The 25440-nt window shown below is 45.2% G+C and carries 20 protein-coding genes; 6 read left to right on the forward strand and 14 right to left on the reverse strand.

The features are described from left to right. Positions 1-31: 31 nt before the first annotated feature. Positions 32-913: an ROK family protein gene (locus HFD92_RS16850; RefSeq protein ID WP_167429321.1), complete on the reverse strand. Its 882-nt coding sequence runs from the start codon at positions 911-913 to the stop codon at positions 32-34. 453 nt (positions 914-1366) lie between these two features. Here HFD92_RS16850 and HFD92_RS16855 point away from each other — a divergent pair, with 453 nt between their 5' ends. Then, on the forward strand, positions 1367-2200 hold the full coding sequence (locus HFD92_RS16855) for a winged helix-turn-helix domain-containing protein (RefSeq protein WP_167429322.1): 834 nt from the start codon (positions 1367-1369) through the stop codon (positions 2198-2200). After that, positions 2197-2694 (forward strand): FidL-like protein, encoded by a 498-nt coding sequence (locus HFD92_RS16860; protein WP_167429323.1) that lies wholly within the window; start codon positions 2197-2199, stop codon positions 2692-2694. Before HFD92_RS16855 ends, HFD92_RS16860 begins: the two co-directional genes overlap by 4 nt. Positions 2695-2801: 107 nt before the next feature. On the opposite strand, the gene HFD92_RS16865 is transcribed toward HFD92_RS16860, so the two are convergent. From HFD92_RS16865 to HFD92_RS16925, 13 genes are all read right to left on the reverse strand, one after another. Then, complete coding sequence (locus HFD92_RS16865; RefSeq protein ID WP_167429324.1) at positions 2802-3275, reverse strand: hypothetical protein; 474 nt, start codon at positions 3273-3275, stop codon at positions 2802-2804. Further along, on the reverse strand, positions 3268-4167 hold the full coding sequence (locus tag HFD92_RS16870) for a transcriptional regulator (protein ID WP_167429325.1): 900 nt from the start codon (positions 4165-4167) through the stop codon (positions 3268-3270). The genes HFD92_RS16865 and HFD92_RS16870 overlap by 8 nt, the downstream gene beginning before the upstream one ends. Positions 4168-4493: 326 nt before the next feature. Further along, positions 4494-4808: a colicin V synthesis protein gene (locus HFD92_RS16875; RefSeq protein WP_111208810.1), complete on the reverse strand. Its 315-nt coding sequence runs from the start codon at positions 4806-4808 to the stop codon at positions 4494-4496. Between the two features lie 166 nt (positions 4809-4974). Continuing rightward, positions 4975-5418 carry a DcrB-related protein gene (locus HFD92_RS16880; RefSeq protein WP_167429326.1) on the reverse strand — a complete coding sequence of 148 codons (444 nt, stop codon included), beginning with the start codon at positions 5416-5418 and terminating at the stop codon, positions 4975-4977. A gap of 51 nt (positions 5419-5469) precedes the next feature. Further along, the gene (locus HFD92_RS16885; RefSeq protein WP_167429327.1) at positions 5470-7632 is read right to left on the reverse strand and encodes a peptidase domain-containing ABC transporter; all 2163 of its coding nucleotides are present in this window, start codon (positions 7630-7632) and stop codon (positions 5470-5472) included. 25 nt (positions 7633-7657) lie between these two features. Continuing rightward, positions 7658-8917, reverse strand: coding sequence for an HlyD family secretion protein (locus HFD92_RS16890; protein WP_167429328.1), 1260 nt, complete (start codon positions 8915-8917; stop codon positions 7658-7660). 15 nt (positions 8918-8932) lie between these two features. Continuing rightward, positions 8933-10252, reverse strand: coding sequence for a TolC family outer membrane protein (locus HFD92_RS16895; RefSeq protein ID WP_167429329.1), 1320 nt, complete (start codon positions 10250-10252; stop codon positions 8933-8935). 23 nt (positions 10253-10275) lie between these two features. Next, entirely contained in the window at positions 10276-10917 is a 642-nt protein-coding gene (locus HFD92_RS16900) for a LuxR C-terminal-related transcriptional regulator (RefSeq protein ID WP_167429330.1), read from the reverse strand. Between the two features lie 8 nt (positions 10918-10925). Further along, positions 10926-11663, reverse strand: a complete 738-nt coding sequence (locus tag HFD92_RS16905; protein ID WP_111208804.1) for a fimbria/pilus periplasmic chaperone — start codon at positions 11661-11663, stop codon at positions 10926-10928. Next, entirely contained in the window at positions 11629-12972 is a 1344-nt protein-coding gene (locus tag HFD92_RS16910; RefSeq protein WP_167429331.1) for a fimbrial protein, read from the reverse strand. The genes HFD92_RS16905 and HFD92_RS16910 overlap by 35 nt, the downstream gene beginning before the upstream one ends. Before the next feature lie 23 nt (positions 12973-12995). Continuing rightward, entirely contained in the window at positions 12996-15581 is a 2586-nt protein-coding gene (locus HFD92_RS16915) for a fimbrial outer membrane usher protein (RefSeq protein WP_167429332.1), read from the reverse strand. Next, a complete protein-coding gene (locus tag HFD92_RS16920; RefSeq protein WP_255461726.1) occupies positions 15559-16296 on the reverse strand; it encodes a fimbria/pilus periplasmic chaperone in 738 nt (245 codons plus the stop codon). Before HFD92_RS16920 ends, HFD92_RS16915 begins: the two co-directional genes overlap by 23 nt. Before the next feature lie 123 nt (positions 16297-16419). Continuing rightward, positions 16420-16965 carry a fimbrial protein gene (locus HFD92_RS16925; RefSeq protein WP_370525231.1) on the reverse strand — a complete coding sequence of 182 codons (546 nt, stop codon included), beginning with the start codon at positions 16963-16965 and terminating at the stop codon, positions 16420-16422. A 1561-nt stretch (positions 16966-18526) separates the two neighbouring features. On the opposite strand from HFD92_RS16925, the gene HFD92_RS16930 reads away from it, so the two are divergent. The 4 genes from HFD92_RS16930 (at position 18527) to HFD92_RS16945 (ending at position 25354) form a co-directional block, all read left to right on the forward strand. Then, entirely contained in the window at positions 18527-19117 is a 591-nt protein-coding gene (locus HFD92_RS16930; RefSeq protein ID WP_111208800.1) for a helix-turn-helix domain-containing protein, read from the forward strand. 37 nt (positions 19118-19154) lie between these two features. Beyond that, the gene (locus HFD92_RS16935) at positions 19155-19790 is read left to right on the forward strand and encodes a LuxR family transcriptional regulator (protein WP_167429335.1); all 636 of its coding nucleotides are present in this window, start codon (positions 19155-19157) and stop codon (positions 19788-19790) included. 758 nt (positions 19791-20548) lie between these two features. Continuing rightward, a complete protein-coding gene (locus HFD92_RS16940; RefSeq protein ID WP_167429336.1) occupies positions 20549-20794 on the forward strand; it encodes a DUF333 domain-containing protein in 246 nt (81 codons plus the stop codon). A gap of 537 nt (positions 20795-21331) precedes the next feature. After that, positions 21332-25354 (forward strand): S6 family peptidase, encoded by a 4023-nt coding sequence (locus HFD92_RS16945; RefSeq protein WP_167429337.1) that lies wholly within the window; start codon positions 21332-21334, stop codon positions 25352-25354. The last annotated feature ends 86 nt before the right edge of the window (positions 25355-25440 follow it).

Raw genomic sequence — 25440 nt, forward strand, 5'->3', positions numbered from 1 at the left:
GTCTGCGGGCCACATGACCCTGACCGGTCAGCTAATTATTCTTTGGCTGGCGCTGGAGGAAATTCCATGTTGCACCCAGCATGCCGGAGTCGTTGCCGTAGGTGGCCGCATCAATACGAATATCAATCTGATACTTTGCCAGCTGCTCAGCGAGTTCTTCAAGGAAAGGTTCCCGCGCCGTAATGCCGCCGCCAATAAATATCATCTGCGGATCAAAGACGCTGAAGAGGTTATATAAACAGGCCGCGAGATCCTGGTAGAATTTTTCCACCACCTGCTGCGCCATTTTTTCCTGGCGGTCGCAGGCGTCAAACACATCTTTGCCACTGACGTCGTCGACAGGCCGATCGGTGAGCTGACTGTAATTCTCCCGCAGCGCGGTCATGGTACAGCTCTGGCTCATGGTGTGGCGTTCAATGTCGCTGCTGGTGGGGCGTGAGGTCAGCAGACAGCCAAACTCACCTGCCCGGTTCCGGCCACCGCGAATCAGCGCACCGTTGCAGAAAGCGGCTCCGCCCAGCCCGGTTCCGATGGTCAGCATCAGGAAATCGTTCAGTTTTTTCGCTTTGCCCAGCCAGTATTCCGCCAGCAGGGCACAGTGCGCGTCGTTTTCCACCGTGGCAGGCAGGGATGTTTTCTCCGTCAGCCACTGGCTCAGATGAAACTGGTCAAAATCACGGATGGTGCCGCCCATCTCAATAAAGCCTTTATCGGGGTCGATATAGCCTGGCGTACTCACGGCGATACCTTCACAGCCGGGATTCTTCTCCAGCCAGCCCACTATTTCTTCCAGAATTTTGTCCCGCGCGTTGTGGGAAATGTCGGCGCTCTCCTGCGTCAGAATGTTTCCCCGATCGTCCACCACGCCCATTTTTAAAGAGGTACCGCCAATATCAAAAGCTGCAATATTCATCAACGTTCTCTGAAATGATGTTGGTGCGATTAATTGTAGTGTTGAAATAAAATCGCAGGCGGCCGGGCAGCCGCAATTTTGTCAGGAAAGGTACAGATTTATAAAGCTGCTGCTGGGTAATGACCACAGACATGCATCTGATATTGAACGCGCTGATCAGGGATTAACCGTACTGCCAGCCGCTCCATCAGGATAACGAAAGCTGACATGATGCGCGCCGTTCTGCATGGGTGTCTTCACAATCCGGTCACGCTCATTGTGATCAGCAGGAGTGCGTGCTGAACTAGCGGTACAGAGGGGGGGACTATGCAAACCTGACTATCCGCATGAAAGTCAGATTTCAACATTAACCCGGTCTTACCGGCTAAGCAGGCTAATTAAGGGCTGGTTAGTGCTTCTTGAAATGAGCTGAATTATACTGTCGGCAATGACAGCAAATTCAGTGATTTCTTAATGATTTACATTATCGATGACCAGATTGCTTACAATTCTGATGACTGCACGCTGAGCCATCTCCCTACTCAGGAGACGCTGAGTCTGAGTATTTCATCAGGCCGCTTATTCGAGCAATTACTGAATTCTGAGGGTGAAATACTGGCGCGTGAAACCCTGTTGACCGAAGTCTGGGATAAATATGGCCTGCGTGGATCTAATAGTAATCTGAATCAGTACCTGAGTATCCTGCGCAGAGCGCTCGCAGCTTATGGCTGTGAAAATCTCATCATCACCATTCCGAAAATTGGCATCCGGCTCAATACTGAAATCAAAATCAGACACGAATCTTCTCAGGCTATTGTTGCGGCGCAGACTCAGAATTATGAAATGCCGGTTGAGAATAATGATGCTGGTCAGGATAGCCATGCTGCGTCCTGCGTTTCTCATAAGGAGGATAGGGCAGTAGAAAAATCTGCTGTTACCATCAGGACAGCCCAGATTGCGCTTATCCTGATGCTGTTTCTGGGGGGCGCGTTCTGGTATTTCTCTTCTGATTCGTCAGCACCAAAGACGGCCTCTATGAGCACCATCAAACTTGAAGGCGGCTGCGAGGCGGTGATTATCCCAGGTCTGGACGTGTTCGGGAAAAAGTCAGTTTATAAGCAACTCTCTGAAATTCTCAAAGAGAATAATGAGACTTGTGCGCCAGGACGACGGATCTATTTTGATAAAAATACCGCATTTTCTACCGCTGACTACGGCAGAACAACGCTATCCGCATGTAACCTGGACAGCAGCGGCAATATCGTTTCCTGTGACAACATCTATTATCTTGACTGGAGAACGATTTGAAACACAACACTACTCTCACGCTAATAATAACACTAACCTCGTTACTACTATTCTCTTTAGCAGGTGTTAGCTATTTCAAGCGTCAGACTGATGATCTCCCTTTCCGCTGTTCAGCTTTCAGCCGTTATGACCTTAGTCGCCATGAAAACAATAAAATTGAGTTTGTTGTTTCTCAGAATCTACGTTTTATCAATCTGCAATCAGGTTATCTGTTATTAAATGGGCAGGCTACTTATGGTGATAAGGTAACAATACTCAATCGTCGTATTGCCCTGAGCGAAGGGAGTAAAATAGAGCACGACACTTATCGTTATAAAATCAGAAAGATCATCTCCTCCACCAACGATACGACGCCAGATGCCATCTTTAATCTACTGCTGGCTGAAATTACTCTCGATCCTGGCTATCTTCAGCTTGATATCACTCAGGTCGATAAAAAGACCTATCTGGTTGGCGGTCCGCTCTCATTCCTTTTTAACTGTCAGCGTTACTAAACCAAAGAACAGCAGTTTCCGATGCGGGTAAACGGAATGAGATAGTCACTTCCTGCATTACTGATTGATGCAAAATCGTCGCTGCTGACTGAAGATTGTATACTAATTCAGCCAGGCGTTTCGTTGCACACATAGGTAGGAATAGAATCAACCATAAAAATGAAATTATTATTTTTTTGTTTAATCACTCGCATATAGATATCTCTTTCTGATGTCACAAAGAAATGGGGAACATACATCTTCATCTCATCATCGCTGAGATTATCATCAGGCAGTCGGATGTTTTTTGTAGAAAACATATAAAAAATATCACCATTGCGCTCTAAGTTAAAGGAGACTTTACGATTAAATGTATTTTCAGGATTATTTTCTGAGCGTCCTGTTATGTGAACCAACCCAAAGTTACCCCGGATCATATAATCCAGAGACAGTTTATATTTGTCGTCATTATAGTGCTGCACTAAATTGGCATGGCAGCTGAAGTTTTCTGGCTGCCGACGCTGAATATAGTGATGAAGTAAATAAGTTGTTTCGGCCACAATAACTGCGCCCAGTAGAATCCATACAAATTTTCTAATCATCCTGAGTTAAACCTCTGAAATAATACTCTGAAATACAGGTGTTGGTCCTGGTCATTGGTTTGTTGCAGCGTATTACTGAAATTCTGGGCAGCATTAAATAATGAGTTATATAGACCCATGGATAATTGCTGCAGTTGGTATCCAGCTTCTCAAAAAGAGAGAGAGTCTTTATCTTGTCCTCTGGCGTGGCATTCTTATCCGCGATGAAAATATGGCAACCACTGGCCTCGGCCAGAAAAATGTAGTGACTGAAGTAGAGGCGGGAGTTGATGGAAGTATTATCTTTCACGCCTGCAATCAGAATTAATAGAATTGTTGCCACCAGGCCTGCTGCCCATAGTGATAAAGAGCGGGGCTTCTTTTGCACTATCCTGTCTGATGGTGCTGTCTGAGCTGCGTTATCTGCTGACTGCGCTTCCGGGGTTGCCGGCAGCTTATTACTCTTTTCTGCATCCGCCATTGGTGGAAGATCTTCATGCTGTTCCTGCGCCAGAAAGTGCTCATCCATAAAATGCGCATTTTCATCGCTGTGTGTTGCCAGCTTTTCACTACTGCGCTTGGTTATTTCAGTACCACTGGCCAGTGTCAGCCCCACTCGCGGGATCGTTACGACTGGATCTTCAGGCAGTCCAACTTTTTTCAATCCTTTTCGCAGGATTGAAATGTTCTGATAGAACGTATTGGGAGAAACAAGCATGCCATTTTTCTCCCAGACGATGTCCATGAACTCTTGCTGAGTAACAATCTTTCCATCGCGAGTGATGAGCAATAATAAGCAACGACCTGCGGGGGAATTCAGCACAACTGAATTTCCCGGCTCTTTCAAGTTACGCAAAGTGCTGGTCGCAGGATGAAATTCAACAAACCCATTAATAATGTAATGATTATGCATCTAACGAAACCCGGAGGAAATGCTAATTGTATCTTTTATTTCTCCTTTAGTTAATTTAACAAGGTGAAGTGCAGTGCATATATGCTAGTCAAATGAGCAGGCGTATTAAGGTTATTTGAAAGTTGTAACTTGCGTTGAGGAGTTAGCGTTAAAATGGAGAGTATGAATTGGCGTGGGTAAGAAGGAATTAAGCTCATTTTTTTGAGGGTGACATTACAGGTATTAACATACCCTCATCAAAAAATAATATTGACTCTATGGCTTATTTGTAGTCAGCTGCATAAATAAAACAAGGGCCTGTTCCGGCCCTTGTTTTAAAATATTAATTAGACGTAAGTACCATTGATTACACTTGAGGCCCACTGGGTGACCAGGCTGGTTACCGTCTCTGGCTCGTCCCAGCCAATAATTGCAGCACCAACGAAACCAGTGATTCCGCCCATTACACCGCCAACAATCATGCCAACGCCCTGACCGATAGCTCCAATTCCGATCAGACCACCACCGTCACCACCATGAGCGCCGCCTACCAGAGCACCAGCAGAAGCTGCTGCTACGCCGCCGAGAATGGCGCTGGTTAATGAACTCCAGATACCAGCACCCGCTACTGCTTCAATTTCCATCATGTTTAAATCGCGCATATTATTTCCTTCACTTTAAATGATTAAATCGGGCCTTTGGTTTTTGCCAGCAGCCAACGAAAAAAATTATGCATTTATTTGTGATATATATAAATAGAAGTTATTCTATTTATGGCTTTACCAGGGTTTTCTATAAGTATTAGGTGATGTCATATTCAAAAATATGTTAAATTCTGATTTGTTCATGCGCGAAATTTTGCACGCAATGACGTAAGCGACTTATTTCGTTCTTCATTGAGATTTCATCAGGGTAGAGTGATGTAAAGTTAATGATGTCACTTTCCGAATTGAGACATACATAAGTAACCTGCCAGACACGTTTTCCACTTCCTGGGTTAGAAACGAAATTGTAGATTACCTCGACGGTTTCCTGGAATGCACTGTCAGCCGTAAAATCTTCCATTTTAACAAGGTTGAATTGCTGAAAGACTTTTTCTGCATTGTTAATTTGCATAGTGATGTTTTCAGCCAGGCTTTTACCGGCAGGCAGGCGCTCACGATTGATTGTGATCTGTTGCCCGGATCTGAATGCTATAATATCTATAGTTTGTGTTTTAACATCTTCATCAAAATGAATAGTGCCTTCGAGACATTTTAAACAACGCTGCATATTGAATCCTCAGATTTATAAAAAGGCAATGCACACTGCTTTTTTGCATGTTTAGTTGACAGCTAAAGTAGCATGCGATGAGTTGATCAAATTTAGAAATTCGTTTTTAGATATCTCTGTTGTTCCATAGCGGTTAATCTGAATAATGCGATCGGCACTTAAAATCGTTTGTGGTCGATGTGCAATAATAATTCGCGTTACACTCATGTGCCTGATGGCATCATTAATGGCACTTTCTTTAGAAACATCCAGATGGCTGGTTGCTTCATCCAGAATCAAGATACGTGGATTTCGATAAAGTGCACGTGCAAGAATGACTCGCTGAATTTGTCCGCCTGAAAGCGAGGATCCCATATCGCCTACCATGCTGTTATAGCCCATCGGCATAGCCATGATGTCATCATGAATCTGGGCAATACGCGCGGCTCGTTCAATCCGATGCCGATCCAGATTGGCATCAAAGAAAGCGATGTTGTCCATGATTGAACCAGCGAACAGGATATCACTTTGCATCACACTACCAATCATATCGCGATAGTTTTTCATGCCCAGTTTAGTGTGCTCGACGCCGTTGATACTGATTGTTCCGAAATCAGGTTTGAGCAGGCCCAGCAAGATTTTTGCCAAAGTTGTTTTACCCTGTCCTGATGGGCCGACTATGGCAATAGACTGGCCAGCTTCAATGGACAGATTAAAATCAGAGAAAATATCTGCTTCAGTTTCTGAATAGCGGAAAGAGAGGTTGCGGATATCCAGACTTATCGGTCCATTGTCATTAGCTAATATGACATTACTTTCCATATCCTGTTCTTTTTCTGTCAATACAATGTCAGAAAGGCGTTCGCCATGCAGACGCAGCATTTTGAACTCGATTAATGCGTTAATCAGGCCAGCTGAACGTGAAATAAATTGATCTGAAAAGGAGATAAATGCCACCAGCATCCCGCTTGTGAAGTTGCCATCCAGCACCTGCGCCGCCGCCAGCCAGATTAATATAATTTTGCCAATGCCTGAAATTGCTCCCTGCAATGTATTGAAAAAGATTGAGAGTTTCTGCGTTGTAATCCCTTTATTCGTCGATTCGACGGTTTCGTTCGTGTAGGTGGAAACGCGCAGGTCTTGCTTGTTGTTAAGCTTGATGGCCTGTACGCCACGGATGGACTCCAGCAGCTGCGACTGAACTATTGCGGAGGCCATCAGCTGGTCTTCATTAGCGCGCCGGAAGGGTTCAAAAGAAATCCAGCGGATGAGCGCATACAGAAGGAACAGACCGACCACCACAAAAGTCAGTGTCGCGTTATAGGTGAAAATGACTCCAAGTGTCACAAGTGCCATCACGCCGTCGAAGATAGACGAGATGAAGCGACCCGTCAGAGTACTTTGAATATTGCCTAGTGAACTGAAGCGAGAAAGAATGTCGCCGACATGCCGTTCCTCAAAGTACTTCAGGGGTAAGCCCAGCAAATGGGCGCATAGATTTGAAGACCACTGAACACTCAGCATGCTGGAGAACCAGGTGGTGACCCAGCTGCGTAATGCTGAAATCATACTCTGCAAGAGAGTAATGCAGATAAACGCCACGCCCAGCAAAGTCAGTAAATCGCCATCTGCCGAAACCAGCACCTGATCGATAACCCACTGCATATAAAATGGTGTGATGATGCCGAAGAACTCCAGCGCAAGTGATAGTAAGGCCACCTGAATAAAAGCGGATCCAATCCCTGACACATTGCGGATCAGGTTGAGCATTGAGATGGATTTCTTCTCGTTCTTCTTCTCAAACGTTGCAGCAGGGTACAGCTCCAGTGCCACACCGGTGAACGATGTTGAGACTTCATCCATCAGCACCTTTCGTACGCCACGCGCCGGGTCATGGATAAGAATTTTGTTTTTCGCAATACTTTTAAGCACAACGAAATGGTTCATGTCCCAGTGCAGTACGCAAGGCAGATTCAACTTGTCTAGCTCATCCAGTTCGAGCCGAACTGCACGACACCCCATGCCTAAATGCTGAGCAAAAGACATAACATTCGCCAGGGTGCTACCTTTCGTGGAGGTTGGGAATCGTTGCCGAAGTGAGACCATATCAATGTGATGGCCATAATAGCCAGCGATCATCCCGATGCAGGTAAGGCCACATTCAGCGGCCTGTGCCTGGCGTAAGACGGGCAATTTCTGGCGAAATGACAAATTCAGTTTGTGAAATAAATCCATTATAAACCTGGCTAAAGAGTAAAATTTAAAGAGAAGTCATTTTTCCCAGAGCATGCAGTGGTTCAAGAACCCATTCGTAAATACGACGCTTATCAATAATAAAATCAGCCTCCAGTCCGCTACCTGGACGCAAAGAGCTCTGCTTGCCGTAAGCCTGAACCGTTTGTTTATCCAGAGTGACTTTCACCTGATACATCGATTCCTGAACCTGGCTGTCACCAGTGATGGTCGCGACTTCCTGAGGTGAGAGCGCAGATTTTGAAATTTCCAGCACTGTGCCGTACTGCTGACCAAATTTCTGCCAGGGGAATGATTGATAGCGAAGCACTACTCGCTGTCCCGGTTGGATAAAACCAATCGCCCGGCTGCTCAGCATGATGCGCGCCTGCAAATGTGCGTTATCTGGCAATATCATTGCCAGCGTCTGACCTGCTGTTACAACCTGACCCTGTTTTACCAGCACTGCGCTGACGGTGCCTTTTTCAGGCGTACGAAGCTCTACTGAGCGGCGTGATTCGTTTTCCATCATCGACTGTGTGATTTCTGATAGCTTCTGTTGCAGATCGTTTTTCTGCTGAGAATAGGTAATGGGCTGTTCGCGTAACTGCTGTCGTGCCTGTGCCAGTTGCTGACGAACATCGATGCGCTGACGTGCGACATCCTGCAACCTGATGCCAGCATCAAGTAAGTCATTCTGCTGTTGCTCTACCTGCGTATTTGAGGCATAGCCTTCCCTGCGCATTGCCGCGATTTTATTGAGTTGATTTTTGGAGAGCTGAATTTGTTGAGTGCGTTGCCGGTAAATTTTTTCCAGCTCAACAGATTGCTGGCCAAGCAAATTAACCTTTTCCTGTAACGATTTTAACGTCTCACTATTAAGTTCATCGAGATTGAGCAGTTGATTATTCAATCCCTGTTTCTGAAGCTCCAGCTGTCTGGCGATAGCTTCGCGCGTAGAACCATAGCGCGTAGAAATCTCCGAAGATACGGTGGCAATCTGGCTGCCTTTTTTCAGTCTGTCACCTTCACGAACGGGAAGGGCGATCACCGTACCGGCGCTCATCGCTGTGATGGTCATCATGCCGTTTTCTGGTACCAGCACCCCTTTTGCGGTTTCCCGTTTGGTATAACTGCCAAAAATGCAAAAGGCGGTCAGTATGGCTACCAGCATACAAACCAGAGTAATGATTACCCACCTGAATGGCGGGCAATACAACGCCACTGACCCTAATACTTTGGTCTTTTTCGCATCCAGTGATTCTTTACGAAATAAGTCGTTATTCATGAATTAAATTTCCGATCACAATGCACCACAGTTAAAGCTTTTCATCGCGTTAAAGTCGAGTGAGCCAGTGGCAGTTTTTAATTTGACGATTGACTGGATTAACAAGTTTTGTGCTTGCGCCAGATCCTGAATTGCCTGGAAGTACTCTTTTTCAGCATTAAATTCATCAATCAGCGTCCGCTGGCCAATTTCCCGGCCATAACGTGTAGCGATGAGGCGTTTATTTGCTGAGGTAATTGCCCGTTCATAGGCTTTGATTCGCGACTGGCTATTGAGGACGGCAGATGCCGCTTGCACAGCTTTTTCTTCGGCTCTGCGCCGGGCATCAATCACTAAATCTTTGCTTTGTTCGTAGCGGTGCGCGGCCTCAAGACTTTGCGAAATCTGGCTACCGCCTGCAAACAAGGGTACTGAAATGTTCATACTGATTTGTGTGTTATCAGTTTTGGATGTTGTGCCGAAGATAGTGTCCAGATAGTTGCCATCTTCGGCGCGGCTCCAGTTTTTTCCATATCCCGCCTGAAAGGTTATCACTGGCATGTGACCGGATGTTGCGGTCAGAATATCAGCCTCACTGGCTTTGCGAGTCTGAATGGCGGCCAGAACGTCGAGATTATTTGTGGCGGCGGCACGTTTTAATTGCTCCGGCAGGAGTTTTTCATTATAACGCACGCAGCGCATGCTTTTATCTGAAATATCCTGCGCGTTGAGTCCGGTAAGTTGACGGAATGAGACATTAGCATCGTGGAGATCATTTTCTGCCGCCAGTTCATCGGCAACTGCTTTATCATAGTTGGCCTGTGCTTCGGCTTCATCCAGCCGTGTGCCATCTCCCACTTCAAGAGCCTTATGAGCCTGTTTAAGCTTAGCACTGAAAGCGGCCAGAATACGCTGATTAGTTTCCAGTACGCTACGCTGATAGACTACGCCGTAATAGGCGGACGTTACATCACTAATCAGTTTTTGCTGGGCAATCAGCAGATTCACATCTGCAAGATCGCCGATGACCACACTTTTGCGCCAGGTCGCATATTTCGACATGTCAAAAACAGGCTGTTGCAGGTTGAAGCTATAGCTATGCCGGGTTACACCAGCAGAATAGGCCGCATCCGGCTGATCGGATTTACTCCAGGAACCATCGAGAGAAATCGTCGGCAATAAACCAGCAAACCCCTGATACTTTTTTTGACCATCAGCGTTATGCAGGCTTCGGGCAGCGTTAATTTCTGCATTATAGATATTGGCCGCAATCAATGATTCCTGAAGAGAAAGTGCCCAGACCTGACTGGATAGCAATAAACTTCCCGCTACAGGGATAACGAATTTAATGAGCATGGTTTTCCAAAAATATTAAAAAATCAGAAGAAAGCTTTTTGATGCAAAAATATTAACAATTCGTTTTCATTTCGCAGGTTGAGTTTGTTCATTGCATTTCTTTTCTGGGTCGAAACAGTGCTCATGGCGCGGCATTTTTTAGAAGCTATTTCAGACAACGTATGACCTTCCTGGATGAGATTAATAACCTCCCACTCTTTTGGTGTCAGATGAGCATATTCCTGCTGTAAAACTTCCTGTAAAGAATGAGAAATATAAGGTTTTTCTGGAGTGACAAACATAACGGTTTTGAGTGCTTTAATCAATTCCTGTGGCGTATCCTGTGAGCTAATCATAATATCCACGCCTGCATTTGCTACTTTTTTTAGCAGCGCTTTGTTCATGTTTTGGGCCAGGAATATAGTAGTGATGTTTTTAATTTCATGTAGCCTGGAAAGTGCTTTTTTTATCTCATCCTGCTGAAAGTTATTGTCAAATAAACATGATGAGTTAATTATTATGATGTCGATTTTGTTTTTCTCGGCTGCTGCTATCATGCTTTTAATATCGGGGAAGCGATGCAGATGAAGATGGTCAACATTCATCTCCTGTTGAATGAATGAAGCCATCAAATCGTACGACATATGATATTTATGTAAAAATGTCACATTTAATGTCGTGAGCATATTACTTTTCACGGGCTGCTTAACTCTCTATTGTATGGGGTCTTTTTTCCATAATCATCAATCACACTCCAGCGTAATGTACGTTGGATCCCTGCGTTTATCGCGGGGAATGAGATCGAGGAAAAGGGCGCAATCATATCGGCTTTCAGATGTTTTTCACCCAGACTGATGCTTCCTAAAGTTATGTAGTAAGGGGTGGGGTTGTCCACCTTCAGCACGGCGTTCTCTTCATTGGTGTGATTGAGAGTAAAGCGTAACTTTTCGCCGATATTTTCGTCAGGTTCTTTAAGTCCGGATGGACGCACAAATATTTTCAAGCGAATACGCAACGGCAGGACTATTTTCTTTTCCTCTGCGGTTTCCTGCTGTGTATTTGGAGGAATCTGATAAATATTCAGCCAGTATACCCGTTCGCGGTCTTTAGGCATTCCATCACGTGAAAGTAACATTACCCGCAGGTTGCGGGACTCTGCTGGAGCCAATTTGAACATTGGCGGTACCACAATAAGCGGTGTGCTGATACGATCTGGCGGACTTAGTGGTTCATTATCATCTGTCCACATCTGAACCAATGCTGGGGAAGTGATTGAGTTCACGACGGTAATCGATTCTGCGACACTGTTTTCGTTGAAAACGAGACGGCTTTGAGTGCTGTTAACAACGGCACTGGCAGTGCCAGTGCTCATAATAAGCGCACCGAAAAGCAGCAGGTTATTGCAGACTAACGATAATCTGTGCTTGCGCATTAACTGAACCTGTTTTTACGGTTAAACCTGGAATTTGTTCTAAAGACGCCGTAAAGGAACCCGCGTATGACATGCCACCAGAAGCATTAATACCTGTTACATTCATGAGATCGGCAAACCCATACCAGCCTGCTGTATTCCCGGTACCGGTGTCGGTACTGCTGGACAACAAGTTAAGCGCACTTGTACCAGATGAATAAATTCGGATACCAACCCCAGAAGCTACGCCATTGGCACCATAATTATCGTCAAGTAAATAGCTTATGCCACCCGAACTGTTTTCCAATTTAAGCTCACTTGCTTTTGATTTCGCTGAGGGGGAGACCAGAAAACCCACAGCGACCGGTGCGTCATCGTCATCGGGAGTCGTACCCGATATTGCGCCAGCATTACAATCTATCGAAATATTAAAGGTTTTAGTGCTGGCCACATCATTTTCTAAATCGCTCACTGTAATAGGCGGTAGATTAACTACCTGGTCAAAATCTCCCAGGGTGCAGTTATTACCATGAATGACATTGGTGGTACCGCCTCCCATGGTCCAGACGGCTACGGAATGATCACTCTTCTCCGGGCTGTTGGCTAAGGAACCCGTTTTGGCGTTGTTATTAATAGTCGGCGTTCTTAAGGTCACGTACCCTTGTGCTGATGTCGCCAGTCCAAATGCATTTCGTCGTACTATTCCAAAATCTAATTCGGATTTAACCAATTCAAATGTTGCGCTGTCGAATGCGGATGCTGGTATATAAATTTTCGAGCCAATGACAACATAATCTTCTTCTGTAAGCTTGCGCTCCTGCCAGGAGTTGGTGTAATAAAGCCCGGTTCTCTGATTAAATATTCGATAAGCAATACTCTTTGAAGGTGTCTGGTAGCCATGTTCGACGTCGGAAACTTCTTTGCCACCATAAAACTCTCCGCTTACGCCAGGTAATGCATAGATTTCATAGATATCATCAGCATCGGAAAGGTCGCATTTAAACACAATCTGATTAGCTGAATAGGACACTTTCTGCCCTTTTTCCAGGATAGGGAGATCTGCGACGGCTAATACCGTTCCGGCAGGCGCAATTGACTGTGCGGCTGTACCCATAATAATTGTTCCAAATGAGATAGATGCCGCAGTCGTGGCAAATACCCCACCCCAATTTTTAGCGGTATATCCTAAATCTGCCACTTCCTGAGGAATCGAACGGGTCGTTTTGCCTATGGAGGTGACCTTGTAGCAGGTTGCCTGAGCTACTGGCGTTAGTGCTAATAATATTGAGGCGACCAGCCATGGTTTCAATTTAGTGATGTTACGTTTCATGATTGTACTCATCGAAATAAGGTTCACTGGATACATGTGCCGCTTAAATTGACAAAACTGTTATCGCTCACCTTTTTAGAAGGCAATTGATAGTTAATTCGGCATTTATTGCTGTTTCCCCAGCTAACAAATAACGTACCCGAGGCATGAGGAAGACGAGCGTAAATCTGGCCATTTTGACCCGCCATTCCAACGCGGTTGCCCTCGCTGTCTTTAACATCTGCACCCATTGGTACTGGTGTACCGTCTGCCAGTCTGGCAAGAATCAGTGTTGGAGTTCCCCACACAGTTTTGAATGTAACTTTCGGTACACCGCCGAGCACGGGCACGACGCGCACATTACCGCCTTCCAGCTCAACATCCTGAGACATGGAGTTACCATCAATGCTGATGGTGTTATAGCGGTACGGTGCCAGCGATGGCACGATGGCATAACCGAAAGGATCGATTTTGGCACCTTGCCCGTTATTCACAATCGCCCCACTCGCACCCCTGGCTTCTACCAGCGCAAAGGTATCACTCGTATAGGGACCATAGGTGACGCCACCACTATGGATAGCCAGTGTGCCTGAAGTTCCCAGGCCAAGCTGGTGATAATCATCGCTGCGGGAATAGGACGCGCGAACAGTTCCCAGACGGGTACGTTCCTGCACATTAGTTCCCCAGCGGGTGGAGTGCTTTTTACCCTCTCCAGCATTGCGGTATTTGTCATAACTTGAATAGAGTGAACAGGTAAAATCACTATTCTGTCCTGCAGAACCAGAAAGCGTCGTCATTGCTGAGGTTGTATTGTTATCCCTTGTCATATCAAGAGAAACCGTCGAGCGGCTATCACGCCAGTCGAGCGGAATGGAAATGCCAATGGACACCACATTTTCAGTGTATTTCTGAGTACGGCTTGAATCGTAATCACGGTCATTCACACTGTATATGTTGTTACTGCTCCAGGTGGAGCGCTGCCTTCCAGCATTGATGTTATAACTTATCCTTTTCCACATATTGTTGTAGGAAAGCTGTAGCTCGGTAATACGCGACCGATTGTTATAATAGTCAGTGCTACTGCCGCTCAAGGCGACGGATCCATATTGCTCCATGTTCTGACTGATGGTTGCCGTAAAGCGGTTGCGCTGTTTGATTGTGTCGGAATAGTAATTCGTACCGCCATCCTGCTGCCGACGTACACCCAGCACATCTTCCAGATCGCGATAACCTGAAGTGGAATAGCGGTAGGCTGCCAGTACCAGGTTAGTATTAGTCGGGAAGGTTTTGCTATAAGACATCTCAGCGCGCCAGCCGCTTTGGGTCATATCGTTTTCCACCTTAGCATGTGACCAGGTGGTATTAAGTGATAATGCGCCCAGCTCAGAGGCATAGACACCCCCCATCAGCAAAGCCTGGTAGTTGTTGGCGAAACGAGCCCCTGAATTTGAAGTAAAACTATTGCTGAGGCCATACTGCAATACACCTTCTGTGAAGGCATTCTGAACAGAATAATAATTTCTGACTTTACCGGCGGCGAACTGATAGCTGAGATTGCCCGGACGCATAGAGTTGGGCACCGCAGCGTAAGGGACGGTGAAAAATGAAGATTTGCCGTCAGCTTCGATGATTTGAACTTTTAAATCACCCTGACTACGCGTGTTATAGAGATCGTCAATAAGGAAAGGGCCAGGTGGTACCTGCGTTTCATATATTACATTCCCGGCCTGTCTTATAAGGACTCGTGCGGTGCTGGTAGCAACACCACGTACTTCTGGTGCATAACCGCGGCGAGCTTGCGGCCACATACGTTGATCGGTGGCCAGTTTCACACCGTTAAAGGACATTGAGCCAAACATTGAGCTGTCGGTGTAAGTGTCACCGACCATCAGCTCGCTGGATATAGCTGGCAATGGACGCTGTACCCAGGTGCGCACAGAGTTCCATTTGTAATGATCGCCACCAGTACTGCTTTCCATATAACGCAGGTTGGCCTGATGACGCAGTTGCCACATACCGAGATTTCCGCCAGCATTAATCATGCTCCACATATAGTTGTAGTGGGAATCACGAACAATATTGCGGGTAAAACTGGTATTGTGACGTAAAAATATCAGTGGTGCACCCGCATCCCATTCTGAAATAGGGATATAATTACGCGGTTTGCGGTTAAGAAAAATTTGAGGGATGAGAAAGTCCAGTGTTAGTGTGGACTGCTTAATGTTCCATTTTCCCTGTTTTGTGATATCAGAAAGTAACCAGCATTGCTCTTTACTCGCATCCGGCAGACCAGATTTCAATTGGAGTATTTTTACCATTTCAGCATCGATGCAAGGTTGCGCGCTTTTATCTGCGGCATCCTTTTTACGAAAATTCACCGCTACCTGACTTCTGACTTTTACTCCGTTCAGGCTGACATCAAGGATCTGTTGACCTTCAGCAACCGCTACCTGCTTTTCATTGAACTGCTTAAGGTCAACGCCCTGTGCAAAGCCAGATCCTGCCAGTAAATGATTATCGAATCGGTATTCTTCAGCGTGAGCAGCTTGTGTAAATAATGCGGCTTTTACTAAGCAAGTAACCAGAGCAAGATGAAAGCCATTTTTTTTATTTTTGAATTGGATATTCATGTGTCACCGTTGCCCCATAATCATTGATTAAACCGATTTCAATTCCCTGGGTGTTACCTGTGGTTTTCCCTGACGTTAAAGCCACATCAACTGAGGAAAATGGGGAAATCATAGGCGCCGCTTTTTTTGCCACTGCATTTCTGACCGCTACCTTACTCAACGAAATGTAGTAGGGAGAGGTATTGGTGATTCTGATGCCTGATGGAGAAATATTGCTAAAAGTTAAATAATCAAATATTTTTTTAGGGTTAGTTTTTAGTGAGGCTGGGCGATAAAATAATTTCATCCTGTTTTTTAATAAAACCACCATCTGGTTTCCTTTATCACCAGAGAGGTTTTCTGGCGGGAGTTGCAGGAAATTAAAGTAAAAAACAGACTCTCGATCCTGCGGTAATGTATTACCGCCAGTAAAGAAAATACGCATTACCTGACCATCTTTTGCTGCAATCCGGAATGTCGGTGGTGTAACTACGAAGGGTGCTTTACCGGTAGCTGGCGTAGAATTATTATCGCCACTGTCAAACCAGGCCTGGATGACATAAGGGAAGTCGTCATTATTTTTTAGCTGCACATCGACGGATTTAGCATCAGAAGGATAGATTACGCGCGAGCCGGTCATCACAACGCTAGCAAGTGTTGATCCGCAAATGAAAAAGGAAAACAAAAGCAATAAAATGCTACGCCATGATAAACGAATTATAGGTAAGCAAGACATAATAGCCATCCGTTAAGATAAGAAAATTATTGCCAGAATCAAGATCAAAGAGAAGCAGGCCATCCATGGCCCGATTTAATCTAAATAATGTTTAGAAAATTCACATCCCTGATAATTTACTTATTAGTTATAGCTCACTGCATATTGTAAGGATGCTTCAACAGCACCGGCAGATGCAGCCTGGGTAGCATAATATTGTGCGGTATAAGTCGCAGATGCGTCTTTCTCGCCGGCTGCCAGGAGTAAATCGCCCTCGCCGTTGAATTGGCCCAGGTTAAAGTCGATGGCGCCACCTTTAGTGTTCAGAATCTGGATTTCAACGTTCTGCGCCGCTTCATCTGCAGCTGCAACGTTGCTCAGGTTACCTTTTGCGCTCACGCTGTTTCCGTTGAACAGGGTAGAAACAGTTGTTGCAGTGTCGCTATCATTACAGCCTGTAATGCCGATATCGAAGGTTGTCTGACCGGCAGTACTTCCACTTTCTTTCAGAGCATCAACATTGACGGTTGGCAGCAGTACCGTTGGTTTTGCAGTGTTGCCATTAACTGTTACTGTACAGGTTTGGCTATCTACTCGTCCCTGAAAAGTAATAGTGTTGTTAGATGCAAAAGCCTGCGAAGCGAACAGCACAGACATTACAGATGCAGATAAAAAGGCGATTTTTTTCATCATTAAATTTCCCTATCGTATAAAGGTATTAGGTTTCAGATTGCTTCGGATAACATGAAACCTTGGGTGGCCAGGATAAGAGAGTCTTATTTGGCGTAGAAATATTAAAGTTCCACGCCATTCACCACATGTGAAGTAATCTTAAAAACTCTTAATTTAACTCATACCCTGGCTGAGGGATCTCATATGGCAATATAGGTAATTTTTTTGTTTTGCTGAGTTTTTTATTTCTTTAAAAAAGTATTTGTTTTTGGTTTTTTCCTCGGCGGCAGAAAGATGAAATACATTCATAAATAGAGCCAGTTCTTTAGCGGGGAATCTAATTTTGTGTGTTTTATTGCATGCCGGTTAATGAAAAGTGTTCGTTCTTGTTCCCGAAGTTAATTCAATGGCATCTGTTTTAAATTATGAGGCGAGTGCTTAAGGCAGTCAGTTTTCCAGCAGGTACAGGCCACATGATTGGCTGCGCCTGCAATTTATAGTCGTTGAACCATGGCTGTTTCTTCATTTATGAGGGCTGCATGGATAAAATGAATTGATATGCCAGGGGAGGAGGCTATTAATCTACGCGGCTGATGCCTTGATAAATATGCTATCTTCCAGGAAAGCCGGGCGTTATGGTTTTTCTTACCTGAGAGACTTATAAAAGATTAAGTGAAATTAAGACTATGGTGCTGGTTTTAATATTCTGGCATGAGCCCACCATTCATAATGTGATAACCATGTGCGTGGAATTAAGCCTGTCTAAGGAATGGTGTCTTATTGCTTTGGTTTCTATCTTCTAAAATAAAGGACGTAGCACAAGCTGTAAAAATGTTGCCAGCGAAGAACAGGACGCCACGGGCAACTCTGAGGATTAACTTAAAAGGTATTGATAGTTTTATGCTCATCAGAAATTGCTCCATGACCAGATGTTTATGCTCTTTTGTGAGTAATAAGTAAAAAACGGGCGACAAAAAACCGCTCTGGATCAGAATTTAAATCTGATTAATATGAAAAATATAAATTAAAAATCTAAATAATATGCATTTTATAATTTAAATGCCTGGATGACTGTGCATATGGTTTAATGACTCTCAAGAGGTAATAAATGTTCTTTATTTTAGAAGGGAGAGTTAACAATGAGGTCAGTATGATTTGATTATTCTCATCGCAAAATTAAGCCATTTTTCTTCTGATGTCTGATAGTGATGTATCAGGTTTATAACATTTAACTTCAAATGATTATGAACGATTCACTTTTTCTGAAAAAGTTATAAGACTATCAGTAACGGACCATAAGCTGGCTTTATATGCTGATTAAATGACTTTTTAGTGGTGTAATATCTGGTTTTTATGCCATGCATTGGCCGTGTGCTCTTTCATTTCGTTTTTTTATGGTGTTGAATTTTATCGTGACGGTTTTACTATAGTGAAACCAATAATAATTTACATTAAGCTCGAATTGCGGAGGCGAGCTGGGGCGTGCAGTATACCAGGCGAAAAAGAGACTATAAAAACCGATGTTACAAATTTTACTACTAATCACTAACCCTGTGTTAGTTAGATTGAGTTGATTATTATGTATAGAGTAACCGAAAATCATGAACGAATCATCGATGCATTGGCAGGATATACTCAAGTTGCTAATCCAGACGAGATCTCACGCGGCAAGCGTCGTTATCATCTGACTAAAGATAATGTACGTCGTGTCATGTTTATTCTGGATGGGGATTTTTTGCTCAAGCTTAAAAGCGAAAATAAGGTCCTCAATATTTTATCCGCTCCTTTTGTGGTTGGTGTCACACCTGCACTGGATGAACCTCCGGTTTATCTTGAGAGAATTGATTATGGTAAAGTCAGTTTCATTGATTATGATGTGTTCTGGCGTCTCATCTTTGAAAAAGATCTCTTTAATGATGCGATGTCCATTTTATCAGGTCAGTATTCTGATTTGATGAGCTACATTCAGCTGCCTAAAAAGAATTCATATGATGAGGTTATTTCTCTCATTGGCCGCTGGGAAAAACTACCGGCACACCTTAAAAAACGCTTTTCTGCGCTTTACCTTATTGAGAATAGTTCGCATCTTTCTAAAAGCTCCATATGCAGAGTGTTGAAAGAACTAAAAGAAAAGGGTGAGCTGGTACTGGTTAACGGGAAGTTTACCTGAAGTATTGGTGCTAATTTTGAGGTGCCTAAGGGGAAAAATGGAATTTCATGTCATTTGTACTAATGAGAATTATTTCTTCAGGCTAGGCATCTCAAAAATAATTGAGAGAGCACTATTATCTGATGCTAAGGTGAACTTTTTATCTGGCTTCAATAGTTGCAGCTTAAAGCAGGCTGATTTTATCCTGATTAATGTGTCACAATGGCGTTTGTACATGTGTCAACCTGCTTTCCGCGATCGTAAACCCGGTAGCATCATCATGGTTTTTGTCGATGAATATGAAGATGTCATTCTGAACCAACTGCCTGTTTGCTACCGATCTTTGCTTGTTATCCCACGTTCTGATTCTGTCTGCACAATATCCAGAAATTTAACCCGCTTCTGGCTAACCACTCAGGATAGAGGGCCAGGCTTCCAGCCATCAGATTGTCTGCGCTGTGATTTTGCGCGTATAACGGTAGTCCAGTTACAGGTACTCAGTTTTTTGAAAAAGGGCTATAGTGTGAGACAGACAGCAAAACGATTAGACTTATCAGCAAAAACTGTATATGCGCACAAATATAATGTAATGAAAAAGTTCGCATTGCGGGGAGATATGGAGTTCAACGCTTTTATCAACGATCTCTCACTGCTTGAACTTTATAGAGGTGTGATTAACTCCGTTGAAGCATAAGTGTTCGAATAAGCTTCATTACGCCACGCCATGTAGCAGGTTCACTGGGTACTTAGCGGGTCGGCTACACATGCTTTATTGATGATTTTCTTCATTATCGTAAGTCTTAATGGGTTTTGTGAGAAAATCGTCAGAACAGACGGCTTGTGCACTTAACATTCTGTTTAGGCAGTAAGATGAGAAAATATTGAAAATTTATTGATTTTTTTTGTCTGTAATCGTCATGATCTCCGCGCTTGTGCAACGTTCATCTCTTGGTGTATAAGGCTGATGGTCAGACTGCCATATGCTTAACAAGACACCGAAGAGTTCTTTTCAATGACTCTTAGAAATCCACGGTGGATAAGCATTATCCCCATGAGTCTGAATTTAAAGCGTCAAACAGGACAGGACTGATAACCGTACGAAGGATAATGGTGTTACGCTTAAAAGGATACGCCTTACAGATATACTGTACTGGGGGCACGTTCTGAAATCCAGTCGGTCTGCTGATAGCAAATGATGACGCATTCTGAATTCTGTTTTAAATTGCTTTTATTTTCTGTATTGGCAGTAAAAAGAAAATTCTAATCGGCAGTGTTGTATACATCTTCTATCTGTTTACTGTAATGAATTTTTTTTCAGACTCAAATGTGAAAGCTTAACCTGATAGCTATTCCTCAAATGATCAAGGCAAATTTTTATAATTATGTGTTCAAAAAGATTTTCGCTGCCCTTTACTTAAGTCACACTTTAAGCGTTTCTCATCAGAGGTTTTAATGAAAACTGTAAATAAGATAACTGGCATCACATTGATATTTGCATTGAAACTGACAGGGTGTGCATCGCATATTGAAGAACCTGGGCGTTTGACGATGCGCAATCCTGCCAGTGAATGGTGCCTCCAGCGGGGTGGAGAAGAAGTGAAGGCGGTTTCCCCGAAGGGGAGTGCTCTATATTGCCTGCTACCTTCTGGCGAACGCATTGAGCAGTGGGCACTTTTTCATCGTGATCACCCGCATTAAAACTGTATCCATCAGCCTGAGATTGCCCGCACTGGATGCCGGGTAAGTAATATTCTTTAATTTCGCCCCCCCACTATCCTATTTAACTGTTTTCTGGCTGCATGCTTCACGAATCAACCTGCATACCAGAGCAGAAATGCCATCTGTCTCAAGGGTATTCTGAAACGACAAACAGGATGAGTGGTATAGGATTAATGATGGCACGATCAATGTTTAATGGGTCAGTGCCACTTCCATTACGTATTTTATTTTTGAAAGGTTTTTGTCAATGTATGCTTTTTGTTTTATCTGGAGGTTTCATTTGACAGCATGGGTAGGGCGGTAATTTAAATATTTAAACATTCATTCTGATTTGAGATGAATTAATTAATGATTAAAAACAATAGGTTATGTAATGGTGATGGCTTGCATATCCCATTACTTTGATTTAAGTCAACTCTTTATATTGACCGGCATTTAGCTCAGGATTGTCGTAGTGATATTATTTCCTTAATTAAGGATTTCCTTAAATAAGAACAATGTCATGAGGGCGATCTATTGAAATATTTTGGAAGCGCAGCGCTTTGTTACACGTTTATTATTTGCACTAAATCCTATGCGGGTATTATGCGTCATGATATCGACGTGCAGGAATATCGCGATTTTGCTGAGAATCTGGGACGTTACGCCGCCGGGGAAAAAAATATACCGGTCTGTAAAAAAGATGGCTCCTTATCAGAATACCTGCCATTCGCTATGCCCGACTTTGGTATGGTCGCTAATTATGGTTACAGCACGTTGGTTGCACCCTCCTATGTTGCCAGCGCACGCCATAATACGGGTTATCAGTCAGTCGGATTTGGTAAAGGTGCACAGTACGGTGCAACCTACCGTTTAATTAACCGCAATGACTCCACGATCTCAGATGTTGACTTTCATCTTCCGCGTTTGAATAAAGTTGTTACCGAGGCTGCGCCAGCAGAAGTGCTTGATAAGACGACCATGCGTACGGCAGATAAGTCACGCTTTTCCTGGTATACCCGTATTGGGGGCGGTAAGCAGACTCAGGTCAGTGAAGATCAGACAACGCAAATCACTTTAAGCAGTGCTTATAAGTGGGTCAGCGGCGGTACCATCAATGCGAAGACGGTAACGACCCCGTCCGGGACGTTGCGCGCGATTGATTATGGTCCAGACAATCCGCTCACCTCCCCGCTCGCGATTGGTACGCTGGGGGGTGATAGCGGCAGTCCGATTTTGGTTTTCGACGAACCCGATCAGAAATGGAAAGTCGCGGGTGTATTACATGGCGGAACTACTGCGGCAGCTTATGGCAGTACTATCATGTGGGAATATATACCTGATGGATACATTGAGACGATCACGGATGCTAATACCTCGCCAGAGGTTACAGACGTGGCTGGCGCGGGCACAATCCTGTGGGAAAAGGAGGCTATTACTCAAAATAAAGCATCATGGTCCTGGAGTGGTCTGGACACAAAATATGCAATGACTGCCCCGTCTCAAGCCACAAATGAAGAACTCGACGGCACTAAAGATCTTCGTTTCAATGGCGCAGGTGGAATCATCTCATTGAGTGCGCCAGTGAATATGGGGGCTGGCAAACTTCAGTTCTCCAGTGACTATACGGTTCTCTCTGCCCCTGGCGCAAATGCAACCTGGGCTGGCGGCGGTGTTGACGTTGACGCAGATAAAAAAGTTCTGTGGCAGGTGAATGGAGTAGCCAATGATGCCCTGCATAAGATCGGGGCAGGGACACTGCACATTAATGCAACAGGTAAAAACCCGGGCTCACTGAATGTGGGGGAGGGAACCGTTATTCTCGATCAACAAGCGGATGCCTCAGGCAGGAAACAGGCGTTCTCTTCGGTCACGCTGGTCAGCGGCCGGCCAACTGTGGTTCTGAATGATGAAAAGCAGGTGCCTGCTGATCAGATCTTTTTTGGTTATCGGGGAGGACGGCTGGATTTAAATGGTAATGCACTCAGTTTTAAAAAGATTAACCATACCGACAGTGGGGCAATGCTGGTAAACCACAGTGATTCGGCGGCCACACTGAACATCACTGGCTACACTGCCGCTGACGTCCCCTTTTATAAGTTCAGCAGCAGCAATCCCAAGGGCATACCAGGCACAATCTATGTCTACAATAACCCTTACACCAAAGATACTGAATACTTTCAATTAAATACCTCTTCCTACTGGTATTTTCCTACCAATAAGTCTTCAACGTCGACGTGGACCTATCTGGGAACTGATCCGGATGAAGCAATCAATCATCGCCTGACGCAGCTTAACGTTCAGGTCTTTCGTGGTTTTCTGGGTGAAACCCTGGAGAATGCGCTGAATGGCGTGATGAACGTGAATATCTTACCGCGTAATTCCACCGCCATTACTGCACTGACAGGCGGGATGAATTTAAATGGGAGTCTGGATATTACCAGCGGAACTGTCATTCTCTCAGGACAGCCGGTTCCCCATGCAGGCGGCGTTGTTGTTGAGGATGACTGGAATACTTCGCTGTTTAAAGCCGAGCAGATTACGGTTGGTTCGGGAGCGACGTTACAGGTGGGAGAATATGCGGGTGTCAAAGCCAACATTTTTGTTGCTGATTCGGCAACGCTCTCTTTTGGCTATAACGATAGCGATTTGGCAGGCGACAAAAGCTGGCGTTGTTATTCCGCCATCTATTCTGATGCTGTTTCCTGCAGTCAGCCTGTACGCAGCGAAGCGGCACTGGCCCTGCTGCCCCCCAGTGAGGTGGAAGGCGATGTTCAGCTCGCAGACAACACTTCCCTTTACCTTGGGAAGGTGAATTATCAGGGTTCAGTGACATCAACGGGCAGCAGTGCGATGACGCTGGCTTCCAACGCACACTGGACGATGACCGGCAACAGCACTATTAAATCGCTCCTGGCAAAACGTGGAGCAACGCTTTCAACGGTGCCTTCAGAAAGCTGGAGTGCCAAAACCCTGTCTGTCGACAGACTGGATGCCACAGGTTTAAACCTGATGTTGGGCGTTAAACCCGCTACGCTGGAAAGCGATAAACTGATTGTTAAAGACGTAGCAAGCGGCGGGGATAACCTGCTGGATGTCAGCCTGTTCATGAGCGGGCAGGATGAGGTTGCGCTGAAACAGGATCTGGTGATGATTGATGCCCCAGCGGGTACCTCACACAGTTATTTCTCTTTTGCAGACAACTTCAGCGGCTTTAGCGTTTACACGCCAAATTATCAGGTGAAAGACGAAAACAACCGTGTTTTATGGGTACTGAAAAATAATCAGACGATTGAATCTGAACCCAATCCGCAACCGACTCCAGGAACTGACGTCACACCTGAGCCAGAACCTGCACCAGCACAGGACATGACGCCAGATCCTGCGCCGGCATCAGACGCGACGCCGGAACCCGAGTCAGTACCGGACGTGACGCCCGCGCCCGCCCCGGAATCAGATACAACGCCGGAGCCCGCGCCCGCCCCGGAATCAGATACGGCGCCGGAACCCGCGCCAGCACAGGATGTGACGCCAGCGCCCGCAGCCACACCCGATTCCGCATCGCTGCCAGATGTGCCGGCTGAAGAGAATGCGACTGCTGACATAGCGAGAGAAGAAGAGCCAGCAGTAAAGGCGACATTCAATCCGGATGACTGGTTCTCTGTTTCCGACAATCTGCCACTGATTCAGCGAACGCGTGCCTTAATTGCTTCACGGCAGTACATTTTAAGCGAAGCTGTGAGTCAGTTGCACAACCGTACCGACAGCCTGCGCGCTTCGCCAGAAAACAGCGGTTCATGGGCCACTATTGAACAGAGAAAAGGGCATTTCCTGGGACTGGACAGTAGCCAGCAGACGCTGAATGTAGGCTGGGACAGCCACAACGGTACGCAAACAGCGGGTATCAGCGCCAGTTACACCCAGGGTGAAATCAAAGGGGCTGGCCATGAAAAACATCGACTGGCGACAGTGGGGATTTACTCTTCCTGGCAGTCTGATGTCGGATGGTTTGTCGATGCGGCCAGTTATTACATGCACCTCAATCAGGAAATATCGCTGGATCCTGCCTTATATATCCACGCCAGTAAGAAAGAGAGTCAGATGCTGACGGGCAGCCTGCGGTCAGGTTATCAGTTTGGTCTGTCTGACAATACGCTGTTCATTTCACCCTACGTGGGCGTCAGTGGTGGCACCCTGTCTGGTTACACACTGAGAGGAAAAGATGCCGGCGTTTCACTGAGTTCATCAACACCTTATTTCACGACCACAGGCATTCTGGTACATAAACGCGGGCTGGGTGCATGGCTGCCAAAGGTGAATCTGAATGCGGGCATCGAATATCAATATTCGCCGGGTGAAAAGGGCTCAACGACTACGCTATCAGACCGCCAGTCGAGTCGAAAATATAGCGCCTGGTCTGATAACCGTTATCGCAGCAGTATTGGTTTTCAGGGCGTTATCACCCCTGATCTTGCACTCACTGCGAAAGTGGATACCAGTTTTGGTGGTGAATTTAAAACGGATTATAGCGGTCTGATCGGTCTGTCATACCACTTCTGATCATGCAGCTTCTCCTGCTTGCAGAGCATCACCTCAGTACCGGGTGATGCTCTGCATGATCCGCGAATTCACTTTTTAACTGAACC

This window comes from Pantoea sp. EKM101V (assembly GCF_011800325.1).
Lineage (GTDB): Bacteria > Pseudomonadota > Gammaproteobacteria > Enterobacterales > Enterobacteriaceae > Pantoea > Pantoea anthophila.

Coding starts and splice junctions, on each gene's coding strand:
- HFD92_RS16850 (WP_167429321.1), bottom strand. CDS start 913: ATGAATATTGCAGCTTTTGATATTGGCGGTACCTCTTTAAAAATGGGC.
- HFD92_RS16855 (WP_167429322.1), top strand. CDS start 1,367: ATGATTTACATTATCGATGACCAGATTGCTTACAATTCTGATGACTGC.
- HFD92_RS16865 (WP_167429324.1), bottom strand. CDS start 3,275: ATGATTAGAAAATTTGTATGGATTCTACTGGGCGCAGTTATTGTGGCC.
- HFD92_RS16870 (WP_167429325.1), bottom strand. CDS start 4,167: ATGCATAATCATTACATTATTAATGGGTTTGTTGAATTTCATCCTGCG.
- HFD92_RS16875 (WP_111208810.1), bottom strand. CDS start 4,808: ATGCGCGATTTAAACATGATGGAAATTGAAGCAGTAGCGGGTGCTGGT.
- HFD92_RS16880 (WP_167429326.1), bottom strand. CDS start 5,418: ATGCAGCGTTGTTTAAAATGTCTCGAAGGCACTATTCATTTTGATGAA.
- HFD92_RS16885 (WP_167429327.1), bottom strand. CDS start 7,632: ATGGATTTATTTCACAAACTGAATTTGTCATTTCGCCAGAAATTGCCC.
- HFD92_RS16890 (WP_167429328.1), bottom strand. CDS start 8,917: ATGAATAACGACTTATTTCGTAAAGAATCACTGGATGCGAAAAAGACC.
- HFD92_RS16895 (WP_167429329.1), bottom strand. CDS start 10,252: ATGCTCATTAAATTCGTTATCCCTGTAGCGGGAAGTTTATTGCTATCC.
- HFD92_RS16900 (WP_167429330.1), bottom strand. CDS start 10,917: ATGCTCACGACATTAAATGTGACATTTTTACATAAATATCATATGTCG.
- HFD92_RS16905 (WP_111208804.1), bottom strand. CDS start 11,663: ATGCGCAAGCACAGATTATCGTTAGTCTGCAATAACCTGCTGCTTTTC.
- HFD92_RS16910 (WP_167429331.1), bottom strand. CDS start 12,972: ATGAAACGTAACATCACTAAATTGAAACCATGGCTGGTCGCCTCAATA.
- HFD92_RS16915 (WP_167429332.1), bottom strand. CDS start 15,581: ATGAATATCCAATTCAAAAATAAAAAAAATGGCTTTCATCTTGCTCTG.
- HFD92_RS16920 (WP_255461726.1), bottom strand. CDS start 16,296: ATGTCTTGCTTACCTATAATTCGTTTATCATGGCGTAGCATTTTATTG.
- HFD92_RS16925 (WP_370525231.1), bottom strand. CDS start 16,965: ATGAAAAAAATCGCCTTTTTATCTGCATCTGTAATGTCTGTGCTGTTC.
- HFD92_RS16930 (WP_111208800.1), top strand. CDS start 18,527: ATGTATAGAGTAACCGAAAATCATGAACGAATCATCGATGCATTGGCA.
- HFD92_RS16935 (WP_167429335.1), top strand. CDS start 19,155: ATGGAATTTCATGTCATTTGTACTAATGAGAATTATTTCTTCAGGCTA.
- HFD92_RS16940 (WP_167429336.1), top strand. CDS start 20,549: ATGAAAACTGTAAATAAGATAACTGGCATCACATTGATATTTGCATTG.